12 protein-coding genes are annotated in these 15,465 nt (G+C 45.0%); 11 read left to right on the top strand and 1 reads right to left on the bottom strand.

The genetic code is table 11. From position 1 onward, the window contains the following. The first annotated feature begins 21 nt into the window (after positions 1-21). The 7 genes from KJ365_RS03410 (at position 22) to KJ365_RS03380 (ending at position 9,458) form a co-directional block, all read left to right on the top strand. Positions 22-999 carry a DUF58 domain-containing protein gene (locus KJ365_RS03410; RefSeq protein WP_214450229.1) on the top strand — a complete coding sequence of 326 codons (978 nt, stop codon included), beginning with the start codon at positions 22-24 and terminating at the stop codon, positions 997-999. Further along, the gene (locus tag KJ365_RS03405; protein ID WP_214450228.1) at positions 996-1,478 is read left to right on the top strand and encodes a DUF4381 domain-containing protein; all 483 of its coding nucleotides are present in this window, start codon (positions 996-998) and stop codon (positions 1,476-1,478) included. The genes KJ365_RS03410 and KJ365_RS03405 overlap by 4 nt, the downstream gene beginning before the upstream one ends. Then, entirely contained in the window at positions 1,471-2,511 is a 1,041-nt protein-coding gene (locus KJ365_RS03400; protein WP_214450227.1) for a vWA domain-containing protein, read from the top strand. Before KJ365_RS03405 ends, KJ365_RS03400 begins: the two co-directional genes overlap by 8 nt. Continuing rightward, positions 2,504-4,429 (top strand): VWA domain-containing protein, encoded by a 1,926-nt coding sequence (locus tag KJ365_RS03395; RefSeq protein ID WP_214450226.1) that lies wholly within the window; start codon positions 2,504-2,506, stop codon positions 4,427-4,429. The genes KJ365_RS03400 and KJ365_RS03395 overlap by 8 nt, the downstream gene beginning before the upstream one ends. Continuing rightward, entirely contained in the window at positions 4,429-6,144 is a 1,716-nt protein-coding gene (locus tag KJ365_RS03390) for a BatD family protein (protein WP_214450225.1), read from the top strand. Before KJ365_RS03395 ends, KJ365_RS03390 begins: the two co-directional genes overlap by 1 nt. Before the next feature lie 19 nt (positions 6,145-6,163). Beyond that, positions 6,164-8,023 (top strand): DUF885 domain-containing protein, encoded by a 1,860-nt coding sequence (locus tag KJ365_RS03385; RefSeq protein WP_214450224.1) that lies wholly within the window; start codon positions 6,164-6,166, stop codon positions 8,021-8,023. Between the two features lie 385 nt (positions 8,024-8,408). Then, positions 8,409-9,458 (top strand): PLP-dependent cysteine synthase family protein, encoded by a 1,050-nt coding sequence (locus KJ365_RS03380; protein ID WP_214450223.1) that lies wholly within the window; start codon positions 8,409-8,411, stop codon positions 9,456-9,458. Between the two features lie 35 nt (positions 9,459-9,493). On the opposite strand, the gene KJ365_RS03375 is transcribed toward KJ365_RS03380, so the two are convergent. Continuing rightward, positions 9,494-10,900: an NAD(P)/FAD-dependent oxidoreductase gene (locus KJ365_RS03375; protein WP_214450222.1), complete on the bottom strand. Its 1,407-nt coding sequence runs from the start codon at positions 10,898-10,900 to the stop codon at positions 9,494-9,496. Positions 10,901-11,163: 263 nt separating this feature from the next. Between KJ365_RS03375 and KJ365_RS03370 the strand changes: the two genes are divergently transcribed. The 4 genes from KJ365_RS03370 (at position 11,164) to KJ365_RS03355 (ending at position 15,358) form a co-directional block, all read left to right on the top strand. Beyond that, positions 11,164-11,718, top strand: a complete 555-nt coding sequence (locus KJ365_RS03370; protein ID WP_214450261.1) for a sigma-70 family RNA polymerase sigma factor — start codon at positions 11,164-11,166, stop codon at positions 11,716-11,718. Next, positions 11,711-12,412 (top strand): DUF3379 family protein, encoded by a 702-nt coding sequence (locus KJ365_RS03365; RefSeq protein WP_214450221.1) that lies wholly within the window; start codon positions 11,711-11,713, stop codon positions 12,410-12,412. Before KJ365_RS03370 ends, KJ365_RS03365 begins: the two co-directional genes overlap by 8 nt. Positions 12,413-12,599: 187 nt before the next feature. After that, entirely contained in the window at positions 12,600-14,126 is a 1,527-nt protein-coding gene (gene putP / locus KJ365_RS03360; RefSeq protein ID WP_214450220.1) for a sodium/proline symporter PutP, read from the top strand. Between the two features lie 8 nt (positions 14,127-14,134). Further along, positions 14,135-15,358: an EAL and HDOD domain-containing protein gene (locus KJ365_RS03355; RefSeq protein WP_214450219.1), complete on the top strand. Its 1,224-nt coding sequence runs from the start codon at positions 14,135-14,137 to the stop codon at positions 15,356-15,358. The last annotated feature ends 107 nt before the right edge of the window (positions 15,359-15,465 follow it).

Raw genomic sequence — 15,465 nt, 5'->3', positions numbered from 1 at the left:
ATCAAAGAGGCACCACTTAGCATGTATCAGGTAGAGCAGGATTTAGCAAAGTTACAAAGCAATGGCGTGTCGGTAGATATGCCCGAGCTTTTGCGCTACAAAGCACTGGCGCACATGCTTGCCATCGCCCCAAGCTCGCGCTCTGCAAGCCAATTAGCAGGTGGTGAACGGTCCCTTTTTAAAGGTCGCGGCATGGAGTTTGATGAAGCACGACATTACCAACCTGGCGATGATATTCGCAGTATCGACTGGCGCGTGACAGCGCGTACTGGCAAAACCCACACCAAAATCTTTAGGGAAGAACGAGAACGACCCGTTTTTGTGTTTGTTGATATGACATCGACCATGCACTTTGGCACCCAGTTATTATATAAATCGGTGCAAGCGGCACACATGGCAGCGCTTATCAGTTGGGCAGCGGTGGGCCGTGGGGATAAATTAGGTGGTATCGTATTTAACGAGCATGACGATATAGAGTGCAAACCCCGCGCGCAAACAAAAAACGCGCTTCATTACCTCAATAGCCTAGCACGATTGCAAACCGAAACGAGTCAACAAACCCAACCAGCAACACCTGGCAATCAAGCGCTGTTAAAGGCGCTGCAGCGCATGCATTATTTAGCCAAACCTGGCAGCCTGATTCATATTTTGTCGGATGCTTACGGGATAGAACAAGCACATTTGTCGTTAATTGGTGATATCAGTCGTCATTGCGAAGTGAAATTCACGCTGATTCAGGATCCTTTCGAACAGGCTTTGCCACACAGCGGCAGTTCGCTAATACTCAGCGTTACAGACGGCGTCAACAGAGGCAGTCTCGTGCTAGGAGACGACAACCAAGCAACACGTTATCAACTCGACCAGATGGCGCGTCTAACGCGTCTGAAGCAAGATTTGAGTAAAGCCCGTGTGCAGCCACGCATTGTTAGCGCAGGACAAGTATTGGATGAGCAGCTAGTCGCGCGCAACCGTGGTTTTGAGATGGGGACTGCACTTTGAACCCTTTAGGCCAATTAGCCGACATTCATCTTCCCGAACAAGTGGACGCTTGGCCATTAGCACTCGGCTATTGGCTAATCATCGTATTCACAATATTGCTTATTACCGGATGCATTTTTTGGTTTATGCATCGCAAACGTAAGCTTGCAGATAAAAAGGCGAGTTTGCGTGCACTCAATGCAATCTCAATGAACGATGCGCAGGCAGCCATACAAGTGCACCACATTCTAAAAACCGCCGCGAATGCTTATCTCCCAGAGCAACATGTATTACAAAGTCATGGGGGAGCGTGGCAACATCTTTTAAAACGTCTGTATACTAAGGCCGACCATCAAGAAGTGTGTGACGTATTAGTCAGCTTAGCAAACTGGCAATATGATCAGCGCACTACACTTGCGAAAAATGAGCAACTCGTTGAATATGCTACACGCTGGGTCGAGCATGCATTACCACCTAAAAAGGGGTTAATCGATGTTTGAGTTCGTTTGGCCTTGGATGTTTGCACTGTTACCCGTGCCGTTTATCATTCGGCGCTTTACGCCACCTAAGTCAACGGCGCAATCGGCGGCACTTCGCGTGCCTAATCTTCAAAACATTACGCAGCCTCAGACTCAGCGTGTTAAAAAAACCGCGTACTTTACGCTATTTGCATATCTTATCTGGGCGCTGCTGGTGACTGCGTCTGCTCGCCCGCAGTGGCTAGGCGAAGCAATATCGATTCCTAGCGAAGGCCGAGATTTGATGCTAGCGGTTGACTTGTCTGGGAGTATGAAACAAACCGACATGCGCATACAAGGGCGTGAAGTGAATCGCCTTACCATGATTAAATATGTACTGGCAGACTTCATCGAGCGACGCGTAGGCGACCGACTAGGGCTTATTTTGTTTGCCGACACCGCCTATTTACAAGCACCGCTGACCTTTGACCGCAGCACCGTGCAAACGCTGCTAGATGAATCAGCCATAGGGCTAGTGGGTGAGCGCACAGCCATTGGCGATGCTATAGGACTTGCGGTAAAACGTTTTAGTGAAAAAGAAGAGTCTAACCGCGTATTAGTGCTTCTAACCGATGGCCAAAACACCGCTGGCAATATCACACCAGAACAATCCTTGCAGTTAGCCAAAGCGAATAAAGTCACCATATACACAATTGGTGTCGGCGCCGACGAACAAGTGGTAAATAGCTTTTTTGGGCAGCGTACGATTAACCCCTCGCAAGAGTTGGATGAGAGATTACTGAGTTCGCTGGCCAGAGAAACCGGTGGGCAATATTTTAGAGCAAGAGATACACAAGAGCTCTTTAATATCTATCAATTGCTCGATACGCTCGAACCTATCGAGGGAAATTCTCAAAAAATGCGCCCGCAAAGCGCACTATTTTATTACCCATTAGCGCTGGCCATGGGACTAAGTGCACTCATGCTGATAGTAGGCATCGGTAAATCACTTTTACAGCATAAACGTCAAAGGCAAACGAATATCTCTGATACAAGAGGAGCACAAGATGTTTGAAACCTTTCATTTTTTGCGCCCGCTAGTATTACTGTTAATTCCAGTATTCATCATACTCGGTATTTTTTGGATGCGAGCCTCGTTTAAACGTAGCGAATGGCGCCAAATTTTGCCAATGCACTTGCATCAGCATTTGGTAGTGTCAAATGGCCAAACACAAAGCAAGCAGGCTTACATTTGGCTAATTTTAGCCTTCATCATTGCATGTTTCGCGTTGGCCGGGCCTACCTGGGAGAAGCTTCCCCAGCCCGTTTATCAAACAGATTCAGGCCGTGTATTGGTAATGGATATGTCACTTTCGATGCGCGCTACTGATGTGACGCCAAGTCGTCTCGCCAGAGCGAACTTTAAAGCCATAGACCTGATCAAAGAAATCAATGATGGTGAGGTCGGTTTGGTAGCTTATGCAGGAGATGCATTTACCATCAGCCCGTTGACCGAAGATATTGCAACGCTAGAAAACTTAATTCCAAGCTTACGCCCTGAAATTATGCCCTCTATGGGCAGCAACCCTGAATTAGGACTGTTGGAAGCCATACAACTGCTAGACAATGCAGGGTATCAGCATGGCCATATTTACTGGATAACCGATGGCATTAACTACAAAGATATCGCGCCAATACGCGCGTTAATTAATGAAAGCAGATACGAATTCTCCGTGCTCACTATTGGTACACAAGATGGCGCGCCTATTCAGTTAACTGACGGCACGCTGCTAAAAGATAACAGTGGTAATATCGTTATCCCTAAGCTAAATACCGACTATATAAACCAAGGTGTAAACGCATCAAATGCGAGAAGCACCCGAATGACCATTGATGACAGCGATATTCAGTCAATGTTGCTTAATAGCAATCGCTTAGATCAAATTAGGCAGCAAAGCAGTGAGCAAAGCACCGGCGATGCATGGCGCGATATGGGAGCTCTTTTATTAGTGGCTGCATTGCCAATTGTGGCCTTGTTATTTCGCAAAGGGGTTTTATTCAGTTTTGCATTTATCGCTGTCTTATCGTTTCCTGTGAGCAAACCGGCTATGGCTCAAAACTTATCGAGCGACGACGTTTCTCAGCAGCCTACTCCAAGTCAGGGGGGTGATGGTTTATCAAATCTATTTCTTAATGATAATCAAAAAGGTCAACGGGCGTTTGAGAATGGCGAGTTTGAGCAAGCTCAAAACATTTTTAATGATATCAACTGGCGCGCTGCCTCAGCTTATAAAGCCGGTGACTATCAAACGGCTTTAGAGCTATTTCAGCAAGGAGACGGTCTTCACAGCATCTATAATCAAGGCAACGCGCTTGCAAAACTAGGGCAATTGCAAGATGCCATTGATGCCTATGAAAAGGTATTACAAATTGACAGCGAGCACGAGCGTGCCGCGGCTAACAAAGCCTTGTTAGAAGAGTTGCTTGAGCAGCAAGAGCAACAAGACAACGAGAACCAAGAGCAAGACTCTCAACAAGACCAGCAACAATCTGAAAACAGCGACTCGCAACAAGAAGGTGACGCAGAGCAGTCTGAGCAAGAACAGTCACAAGATCAGCAGGGCGAAGGTTCACAGAATCAACAAAACAGTGATCCTGCACCAAGTGACAATTCTCAAGAGCAAAGCGATGAGCAAAACGACGCTCAGCAAGAACAGCAAAATGAACAAGGCGATGAGCAATCACAACAGCAAGACGCACAGTCCTTGGAGCAAGAGCAACAAGGTCAAAGCGATGAAAACGAACAACAACCTGTTCAGGCGATAAATCAAAGCGACTTAACACCGCAAGAACGAGAGGAATTACAACGTCTGCAAACCTTAATGAATAAAGTACCTGACGACCCAGCTTATTTGCTACAACGCAAAATGCTGATGGAAGCACAAAAACGCAGACAGTTCGCCCCACCACGTAACCAAGAGCAACAATGGTAATGAGATATTTTTATTGGTTTTTTCTGACTTTATGTTTAAGCGCCAGCCCCATCGTTGCGGCTGATGTCACGGAGCTAACCGCGACGGTAGATAAAAATCCAATATTAGTGGATGAATCTGTTTTATTGCAGGTTACCGCTGTTGGTGGTGCCGACCGCGACGATATTGACTTCACTGTGTTAACGCAAGACTTTCGTGTCAGCCAGCCATCGGTAAGTCAGTCTACGCAAATTATCAACTTTGACCGAACCACTACAACGACTTGGTCTTTGCAGCTATTCCCGCGGGCAACAGGGCAATTTACCATTCCTAGTTTTACGATTGATGGGCAAACCAGTAACGAGATTAACCTTACCGTTTTACCGGTAACGGAGGCAGCGCGCACCCAGCCAAGAGAGTTTTTCGTCACCGCCGAGGTAAGCGATGAAGTCGTCTATTTGCAACAACAGGTGCAATACACGGTTAAAATATTTCTCGCAGGCGATATTCAGCGCGGCAGCCTATCGGAGCCAGTGCTTGACGGCGCGGTAATTGAACAGCTAGGTGACGACAAAGAATATCAAGAATTGGTCAATGGCGTGCGCTACCGAGTGATTGAACGCAACTTTGCAGTATTACCGCAAGCGAGTGGCGCATACACCATCGACGGGCCCGTGTTTCAAGCAGAAGTACTCACCGCCACAAGACAAAGCTTTGCATACTTTAATCGCAGCAAAAGCATCAGTCGCGTCGCCCCTGTGCAAACCATTACCGTCTTACCTATCCCAGACAATTACCCATACACTTGGCTCCCAAGTGAGCAGGTACAAATTAGCGAAGAGTGGCCAAATGATATTGACGAGTTGATACAAGGCGAGCCAGTGACACGCATCGTCACCCTCACCGCACTTGGCCTAATAGAAGAGCAATTGCCGAGGATCGATGCCGTTTATCATCCGGATTTTAAAACCTACCCAGAACAACCTGTAAAGGCCACCATCAACCGCGATAGCAACCTCATTGCCCAAGTCGTGCAAAGCACCGCAATCATTCCAAGCCAGACGGGAAATTATGTACTGCCAGAAATACGTATCCCTTGGTTTGATGTAAATAGTGCAGAGACAAGATATGCGGTATTACCGGCGAGATCGGTTCGCGTTATTCCGCCTTTACAGCAAACAAATAGCGAGCAAGCGTTAGGCAATACTCCACAATCTAGTGCAGACGACGTTGCTCTATCGAAAGATGAAGCATCCTCATCTGCTCAAACAAGCTCTCGGTTTATACATGTTGCCTGGGGCTTGGATATCTTGCACATGGTGTTATTTTGCTTGGTTATATTCATGGGTGTCATGCTGTGGCTTAAACGTAAATTACCCCAAACACCAAATAGCGCGTCAAACGAGCATCAAGTGCCTGTCATCAATAGTGAAAACGAAGCATGGCAAGCGCTGGAATATGCAATTGAGCATAAAAATGTAAGCGAACTTCAGAAGTCTCTGAAAGTATGGTTAAACACAATAAGTGCAACGAAAGTTGGCTCAATTACCAACGCGCTAAACGCAATGGATGCGCAGGATGTTACACAAGCGTTTAATCAATTGTTAGCGCAAAGCTATGCTCATAATACCGAGAGCAGTGACTTTGCGCCGTTGAAACAAGCGCTACAGCAACTCCGACAGCAGCAATTTGAGCAGTATCAAGTGCGCACTCGTAGTAGTATGTACCCGATTTAGTCTTTCTTAAGGAACTCTTATGATTCGAAACCCTATTGTTTTGCTACCTTCACTGTTTGTCGGATTAGCGCTTTTTGCCTGCAGCCCTGCACCAAAAAAAGGTGATGGCGCCAGTGAAAGCGAAGCGTCAGGTACATCGTTAGTACAAACAGAGGCGCAACGTTTGGCGCAATTTTTTGCCGATTCGTATCAGCGAGACCTAGAATTATCTCCCATGCGCCAAAGCCGGTTAGGATTAAAATGGGACTATGATAAGTGGGATGATGCATCACCTGAAGCCTTGCAGGCAAATCGTGAGTTACTCGAGCAACGTCTGGCACAAAGCAATACTTTCGATATTGCTCAACTCAATGAACAAGAGCAATCAAGCCTCAGGCTTTATCAAGAAGATATTACACGCAAGCTTGCCAACGATGAGTTTAGATTTCATAGCTATATCCTCAATCAATTTCGTGGCCCGCACACCTCGGTACCTAGCTTTTTAATCAACATTCATAAAGTATCTTCAGTAGAAGATGCACAAGCCTATATTGCTCGCTTAAATGGCGTGAAGCCATATTTTGACCAAATAATAGAACAGTTAAAACTGCGCGAAGAAGCGGGTATTTTTCCGCCTCGCTGGGCATATGATCAAATGATTCAAGCCTCTGCTAACGTGATTAATGGCAATCCATTTTCAGAAGGCCGAGAAGATTCGACTATTTACGCTGACTTTGTATCAAAGCTAGATGCACTTGGTTTAAGCAATTCAGAAAAAGGTGGCTTGCTTGCGGATGCCCGTCAAGCGCTGACGCAGAGTGTCTTACCAGCGTATAGAGCTTTAATGACAGAGCTAGCTCGTCAACAAGAGTTGAGCCCGCCTGGCGACGGTGTATGGCGCTTGCCAAATGGCGATAAATGGTATGAAAACCGATTGTCGTGGTATACCACAACCGATTTAACCGCACAGCAAGTCCATGACTTAGGGCTTGAGCACGTGCAGCGCATTCATGGACTTATGCGCGATATCATGACGCAAGTCAACTTTGAGGGCGACCTGCAAGCGTTCTTCAAATTCATGCGAGAGGATCCGCAGTTTTACTATGAAAATACCGAAGAAGGCCGTCAGCGTTACCTCACTGAAGCGAAAGCATACATTGATGTAATGGAAGAAAAGCTCCCTGAATACTTCGGCTTGGTACCTAAAGCCGACATGATTGTAAAACGTGTTGAACCGTTTAGAGAGCAGTCTGCCGGCAAAGCCTTTTATCAGTCGCCCGCGCGCGATGGTTCACGACCCGGAACTTATTTTGCAAACCTGTTTGATATGAACAGCATGCCTATCTATCAAATGGAGGCGCTTGCCTATCATGAAGGGATTCCAGGTCATCATATGCAGCGCGCCATTGCACAAGAATTGGAAGGCATTCCTGAGTTTCAAAAGTATGTATCATTCACCGTATATACCGAGGGCTGGGGCTTGTATACCGAAACCTTAGCAAAGGATATGGGATTCTATGCAGACCCTTACTCTGACTTCGGACGTCTAGCGATGGAGCTGTGGCGCGCCTGCCGTTTGGTTGTAGACACTGGCCTGCACAGCATGCAATGGTCACGTCAAGAAGCAATTGATTACCTAATTGCAAACACCCCTAACCCACAAAACGACGCAGTAAAAGCCATTGAGCGTTACATTGCCCTTCCCGGTCAAGCAACCGCTTATACCATTGGTAAACTCAAAATTTTAGAGCTAAGAGCACAAGCAAAAGAAGCCCTAGGCGATAACTTTAGCTATGCTGGCTTTCACGATGAAGTGCTAAAACATGGTCCTTTACCTTTGAACATGCTGGAAGAAAAGATTGATGCTTGGGTCGCTAGAGAATCGGCCCCGAACGCTTAAGGATGACCCGCTCAGTTTAATTTGTGCCTATATCAAAGCGCATATAATGAAGAAATAAAAAAAGCCCACAGTTTGAAGTGACCCCATAAAGTTGGACTCATTTCTAAGCGGCAACCAAGGCCTGATTTCGATATTGTATCGGACTCAGGCCTTTTAGTTTCAGATGTTGCTGATATTGTTTATTTTGATATTGCCACCCTTGGTCTGAGTGTATACGTGGTTTCTCGTGTTTGAGTAGTTTGCTTCGACGTAGCCTGAGTCAGAACTTCCCCAACCAGATGCTGCAACGGCATAGTACATAAAAGTGGAAGATTGAATCAAAAGTAGTCACGGCTGAATTTTTATCAGATACTATTTGCTAGATGAAAGAAACAAAGAGAAGCGAATGGCAAGAGACTGGGTCAAATCTTCATTAAACAAAATTCAAGCTGACTTTCAAAGAAGCGCCGATACGCATCTAATTAAGCTAGACATGCTTACATTTCCCGATATTGATATCTATCTAAAAGACGAAAGTATCCATCCATCGGGCAGTCTTAAACATCGCCTGGCGCGCTCGCTATATCTGCATGCACTCATCAGCGGGTGGATTGGACCAGACACACCTGTTATAGAAAGCTCTTCTGGCAGCACTGCGGTTTCTGAAGCGTATTTTGCCAAGCTCTTAGGGTTAACATTTATCGCGGTGATGCCCAAAAGCACGGCCAAAAGTAAAATAAAACAAATTGAGTTTTACGGTGGGCAATGCCACTTTGTGGAACATACTCATCAAATTTATGAAGAAGCAGAAAACCTTGCGAGTGCGTTAAATGGTCATTACATGGATCAGTTTACCTTTGCAGAGCGCGCGACAGATTGGCGGGGAAACAACAATATTGCCAGTAGTATTTTTTCACAAATGGAAAAAGAAAAACATCCCATTCCCAACTGGGTAGTAATGAGCGCTGGTACCGGCGGTACAAGCGCAACAATAGGGCGATATATTCGCTACAAAGGTGTTGATACCAAATTACTGGTAGTCGACCCAGACAATTCAGCCTTCTATCCACACTTTAATAAGGAGAAAATTAACACCAATGCACCAGGAAGCAGAATAGAAGGCATTGGTCGGCCTAGGGTAGAGCCTTCTTTTATCCCGTCGGTTATTGACGAAATGCAGCACGTTCCCGACACCACAAGCATTGCGACCATGTTAATGTTAGAAGGCGTGCTTGGACGAAAAGTCGGCCCTAGTACAGGTACAAACGTGTACGGCGCACTTAGTAAAGCCATAGAGATGCGCGCAAATAATCAATCAGGGAGCATTGTGACTTTGTTATGTGACAGCGGTGAGCGCTATCTAGATACCTATTACAACACTGACTGGGTAACACAAAACATTGGCGACATTTCGATGGCACAACACGCATTACAAGCCCTGCTTGGCGATGTGTAAAACCTGCACCTAGGGGTAACTTGTGCGCTTAAGGTTTAAGGCTTATGCATTTGCAGTAGTTTCTGCGCATTACCTAACGCAGGCCTAATCAGTTCGGCAATCCCCTTTAACAACTGTGCATTTGCGGGGTCGGCCATCGCATTATCTTTAAATGCGGCATAGCTTGGGTTTAATCTGCAGGCATTTAACCAGGCGCGCAGGTCTTTATCTTGATTCCATTTATGTTGATTCATCATGTTTTGAGACGTGGAGATCAGCCATTCCATAGGGGAGTCTGCAAGTTGTACAGGCATGCACAGGGCATTTTTTTGCTCAATATCATCATAGTTTGCTTCAACAAACGCGATTATCGCTGCACTGTAAGTCACCAAAGGTGCATACGTGGCTTGCAGGATAAGTCTGTCCTCACTGAACACAGGCTGAGTTCTTTGCCCCGTAAAAACTGCAGCCGTCGCAGTGCAGTCGATATATAAGGTATTCTCTGGCATAGCATGAGTGGCATTGTTCGTCATGGTCATGCCCGCTTCTGATAACGCGGCAACGCGTTCATTTCGAATAATATGCTTGATGTTCGATAAGTGCTCAAGCTCACCTTCAGATATTGTCGCGTAATGAAACATAGTAGGCATGACACTTTTGTCTACACGCAACATATTCCCAGCTTCCTCAAGCTTTAAGAAAACATCTTCTACCGACTGAGCGTCTATCATCGCCTGAAATTGCTTTGCTACCGCACCTGCCGTACGTTTAAAAAAGTAACCGCCAGGTTGGGTTGTTGCGCGATTAATTAACCATGAATCACGTGGACACACCCAAGTAAGGGCATCACTAGACGCATTATGCGTTAACAACCAAACGGCAGCATCCATCGCGGTCTTACCGCCGCCCAAAATGACATAGTGAGAGAATTGATGAGCAATTTTAGGTAGCTCGTTAGGTGCTATGCATGTCACGTTTTGAGCAACGTCATACTTACGCGTGTGTGTTGAAGGTACGGAAGTGTTGAAGAATGTGCCATCCACCAACTTTTTGCGGATAGTGACTTGATATTCCTCTATACCAAGCAGTGACCGTACTTTTCCTGCTTGTGTGTATTCATGCATTGGCAAGTAGGTCACTCGGCCTGAGGCAAGCAAACGTTCTGTCATGACTTTTTCAAAATACGCCGATATTTCGGGCCCAGAGGCTAACTCTAAATAGCCCTTGTTTGGGCCACTCTCATCAATCCTGCCTGAGCCCAACTCAGTGGATGCCACGCCGTAAAGTGCAGAAGGTTGATGGAGTCTGACAAAAGAATAGGCGTCATTCCAATGCCCGCCTGGCATATGGTGTTTATCGACAATCACAAAGGTCGCATCGCTTTGGTCAAGCATGGTATCAACAAACGCCATGCTTATTGCGCCACTGCCGATTACCAAATAGTCCGTTTCTAATCTCTGCATTACCAGCCCTTATTCACAAATCACTCAATAGTAATAAATTTACGTGAATGCTGGTCGAAAAGCATCACTTTTGTCTATCACGACTAAACAATGCTCTACATATATTGTAAATTATCCATCCACTTAACAAATCCAGAAAAAAGCGAAATCTCTCCTATACTTATACTGCAGACAAAAAACATGAAAAACACATGCCTAACGATGTAGGCCGCATAAATATTGATTATTCTGCATTCATTTCCAAAAAAGTGAGATTTTTGCCCATGCTCGGAAAGAAAAGTGAAGAGTCCTCGGTCTCTATAGATATGATGACAAAACAAAGAAGATATGAGGCCTTAGTGAAAGCATTACATGCTGATGTATTTCGCTATGCTGTATGGCTGATAAAAGACCGGACCATTGCCGAAGATGTGGTACAAGAGACCTTCCTTCGCGCATGGAAATCATTAGACTCACTACAGGATGAAGCAGCAGCAAAATCATGGCTCATTACGATTTTACGTCGTGAAAACGCCCGTCGCTTTGAGCGCAAACAATTTGATTTGGTCGATATTGACGATGTCAGCGTAGCAGACCCTGTTGCGCCATCTGATGGCAATGTTGAGAATCGGGATTTGCGTCGAGCCATCGCATCATTAAGCGATGAGTATAGAGAGCCGATTGTGCTACAAGTCTTGATGGGCTTTAGCGGTGATGAAATTGCCGAACAATTGGGCTTAAACAAAAATACAGTGATGACGCGATTGTTTAGAGCGCGCAGTCAGATCAAAGAAATAATGACGAAAGATCATGAGTTGGGAGTATCCATAAATGGATGATATTACGTTTAGACGCATCATTTATACCGACCCTTTTACTACCGACAAAGAAGTGGTTGAAGCGGCAAAAAACGACCCTAAAAAGCAGGCTTTTTGGGAAGAGATTAGAGCGATGGAAAGTGCCATGCAAGAAGCGATGGACATTCCTGTACCAGAAGATTTAGCGGATAAGCTGATATTACGTCAATCGATGAATGACTTTAAACAGAAAAAGAAGCAGCGTCCATGGTATTTAGCCTTAGCCGCATCTGTTGTATTCGCTAGCGTGTTAACTATTGGCTTAATCGGTTCATCATCGCAAGGTCTAGCGTCAGATGTCTTTGCACACATGAGTCACATGGAATACGAAATTAACAAGTATGGTCCGACTGATCTTGCTTCTGTAAATAGCAAGCTAGCAACCTATAATGGTCAGATAAAAGAAGGATTTGGTGAAATAGTATCCGCAAACTACTGTTACCTCGATTCGATTAAAAGTCTGCATCTGATTATTAAGGGTGAAAAAGGTCTCACGTCACTTTTCGTTGTGCCATCTCAACTCGCAGAGCCCTTAGACGAAAGCTTTAGCAATGACGTTTATACAGGTTCGGCATTTCTATTGGAGTCAGCAAAAGTGATAGTTGTGAGTGAAGACCCTTCTCAAGTCAGTGCTATTACACAAAAAGCAAAAGAGTTTTTAAGCTTCTCGATTTAAACTATTTTCCATCCAATCAAATCATCTAGCAGGCCAACATTTGGCCTGCTTTTTTTGCACGAATTTTATTATTTTATCACGCATTCAAGACCATCGGTGCGTGCTGGTGTTACTTATTAAATAATCACTAGGGTATAGAATTTATCTCCAAACTGTTACCATATGCAAAAATTAACAAGAGGTATTCATGGAATTTGGTACATACATTTCACTCGGTCTTTATTTTGTCGCAATGCTAGGAATAGGTCTATACGCCTATAGAACAAACGAAGAAAGTGCCTCGGGTTACCTACTCGGCGGACGCAAGTTATCAGCCCCTGTAACGGCTCTTTCTGCCGGCGCGTCTGATATGAGTGGATGGATGTTAATGGGCGTGCCCGGAGCGATGTATGTGTCTGGTGCATCCTCACTATGGATTGTGTTTGGACTGTGCATTGGCGCTTGGTTCAACTACTTGTTAATTGCGCCGCGTTTACGCGTATTTACCGAAGTAGCCAACGACGCAATTACCTTGCCCGACTTTTTTGAAAATCGCTTTTTTGATAACAGTCACGTCTTAAGGATTGTGGCATCAGTTGTGATCATCATATTTTTTACCATTTACACCTCCTCAGGTGTCGTAGCGGGTGGAAAGCTATTCGAATCTTCTTTTGGCCTGAGCTATCATTGGGGCGTGCTCATCACCGCCGGCGTCGTCGTGGCGTATACCTTAGTTGGCGGATTTATGGCCGTTTCACTGACCGACTTCATTCAAGGTTGCATCATGTTCATCGCTTTGATTTTAGTCCCCACCGTGGTCATATTTGAACTAGGTGGCGTGAATCAAACCCTCGGTGCGCTTTCTGATATCAACCCTAACCTGCTTAAACTCTTCACAGATGCTGCTACCGGTGAGGCGCTGGGTATCATCGCAATCATTTCGCTGATGTCGTGGGGTCTCGGGTATTTTGGTCAACCACACATTATAGTGCGTTTTATGGCTATCAATTCGGTTAAACAAATACCTGCTGCCCGCCGCATCGGTATGACTTGGATGGTGGTATCGTTGTTTGGCGCGGCAATGACTGGGCTGTTTGGTTTAGCCTACGTCACGCAAACAAATGCAGCGATTGAAGACGGTGAGACTATTTTCATTATTTTATCCCAGCTATTGTTTCACCCGCTTATTGGTGGTTTTTTACTTGCAGCCATTTTAGCCGCAATTATGAGTACAATCTCTTCGCAACTGCTTGTAACGTCGAGCTCATTAACTCGCGATATATATGTCAGCTTTTTACACAAAGACGCCAGCGAAAAGCATCAGGTGCTAATCGGTAGAGTTTCAGTTTTGGTGGTCGCCATTGTTGCTGTCCTGCTTGCGTTTGGCGAAAACAAAACGATATTATCGTTGGTGAGTAATGCTTGGGCCGGTTTTGGTGCTGCATTCGGACCGCTAATCTTATTTACATTGTTTTGGCAGGGTATGACGCAAAAAGCAGCAATTGCAGGTATTTTATCAGGGGCAATCACCGTATTAATTTGGATTTATGCCCCACTTGGTGAAAATGGTGCAAGCCTTTCTGCGACATTATACGAAATCATTCCAGGCTTTATTATCTCATCGATAGTGATTATGACTGTAGGGAAACTGACAGCGGCCGAAAACAAAGATATAACCACGCTCTTTGATGAATATAAGCGTCAGTTGAAAAACACTGACTTTGGGAATGAGTAATCGCATAGATGGCTTTTTTTGCTGCTAGGCAGCCAATTTTAGATACAGATAAAGAATTGTTTGGGTACGAGCTTTTATATCGCAACAGTATGGAAAACGTTTTTCCTATGGTTGACGAAGAAAAGGCCACTTCCAATATGATTGAAAATTTGCATCTAAATCTCGGTCTCGACCGCATCGCTGCCGATAAGCAAGCTTTTATTAATTTTACTAAAGCCTCCATATTAAGTGGGCAGGCAAAGTTGTTGCCGCCGGATCAAATCGTGGTGGAAGTGCTTGAAAGTGTCAAACCAACCGCCGATATATATCAAGCAGTACATGCATTATTCGACCTCGGGTATACCATTGCCCTTGATGATTTTATTCACCACAGAGATTGGGAAAAATTTTACCCCTTATGTAAAATCATCAAAGTTGACTGCATGGACATTTCACAAGAGCAATTGCTTGACGTTGTGGATGTTACAAAGCGTCATCCCCACATACGCTTGTTAGCTGAAAAAGTAGAAACTGCAGAAGAGTTTGCCCATTATAAAGGGTTGGGCTTTACGCTGTTTCAAGGATATTTTTTCAGCAAGCCTGAAGTGGTGAAAAGCGTTGCCTTATCCACCTCACAATCGTTATTGAGTAGCCTGCTTAATGAAGTATCCAAAGAAAATACTGATATTTCTCAAATTGTGAAACTTATTGAGCTAGATGCTGCATTATCTTTTAAGCTGCTTCGCTACACCCAATCACCATTATTTAAGCGCCGAAATAAAATAGAAAGTATAAAACAGGCGGTTGTCGTGCTTGGTAAAGCGGAGCTTGAACGCTTTGTGATGCTCTTGTTTGCCGCAACCTTCTCTGAACAAAAACCCACAGAGTTAATGAAACTGTCTTTGCAGCGCGCTAAGTTTTGCGAAGCCTTCGCGAAAGCCACCGTGCATAGCGACAAGCTATCTTCTGCATTTCTGGTTGGGATGCTTTCTTTGCTAGATGCAATGCTAGATTCAAACCTTGCTGCCGTGATAAGCCAATTACCGCTGTCCACCGAACTTAAACTCGCGCTAGTTAGGCAGCAAGGTTGGTTAGCTGACTGTATTGAACTTAGCAAAGCGTTTGAAAAAGCTGACTGGGATGAAATTGCAAAACGGTGCGATGAGTATGCCGTTGACTTAGATACCATGGTACTTGCTTACGATGAAGCCATCGTATGGTCAGAACAACGTTCTGCCGTTTTTAAGAGCTAACCCCCCTTTACCGCCCCCTATTGAATAAGTTATCAATTAGTAATTACCAAGACCGAATTGTCATACTTGCTTTAATTTAAATATGCTAAAGTTCTATGTATATAGAG

The sequence above is a fragment of the Glaciecola sp. XM2 genome (genome assembly GCF_018595715.1).
GTDB lineage: Bacteria > Pseudomonadota > Gammaproteobacteria > Enterobacterales > Alteromonadaceae > Glaciecola.
The sequence above is the reverse complement of the archived record's forward strand: the minus strand, read 5'-3'. Positions and strand labels throughout refer to the sequence as shown.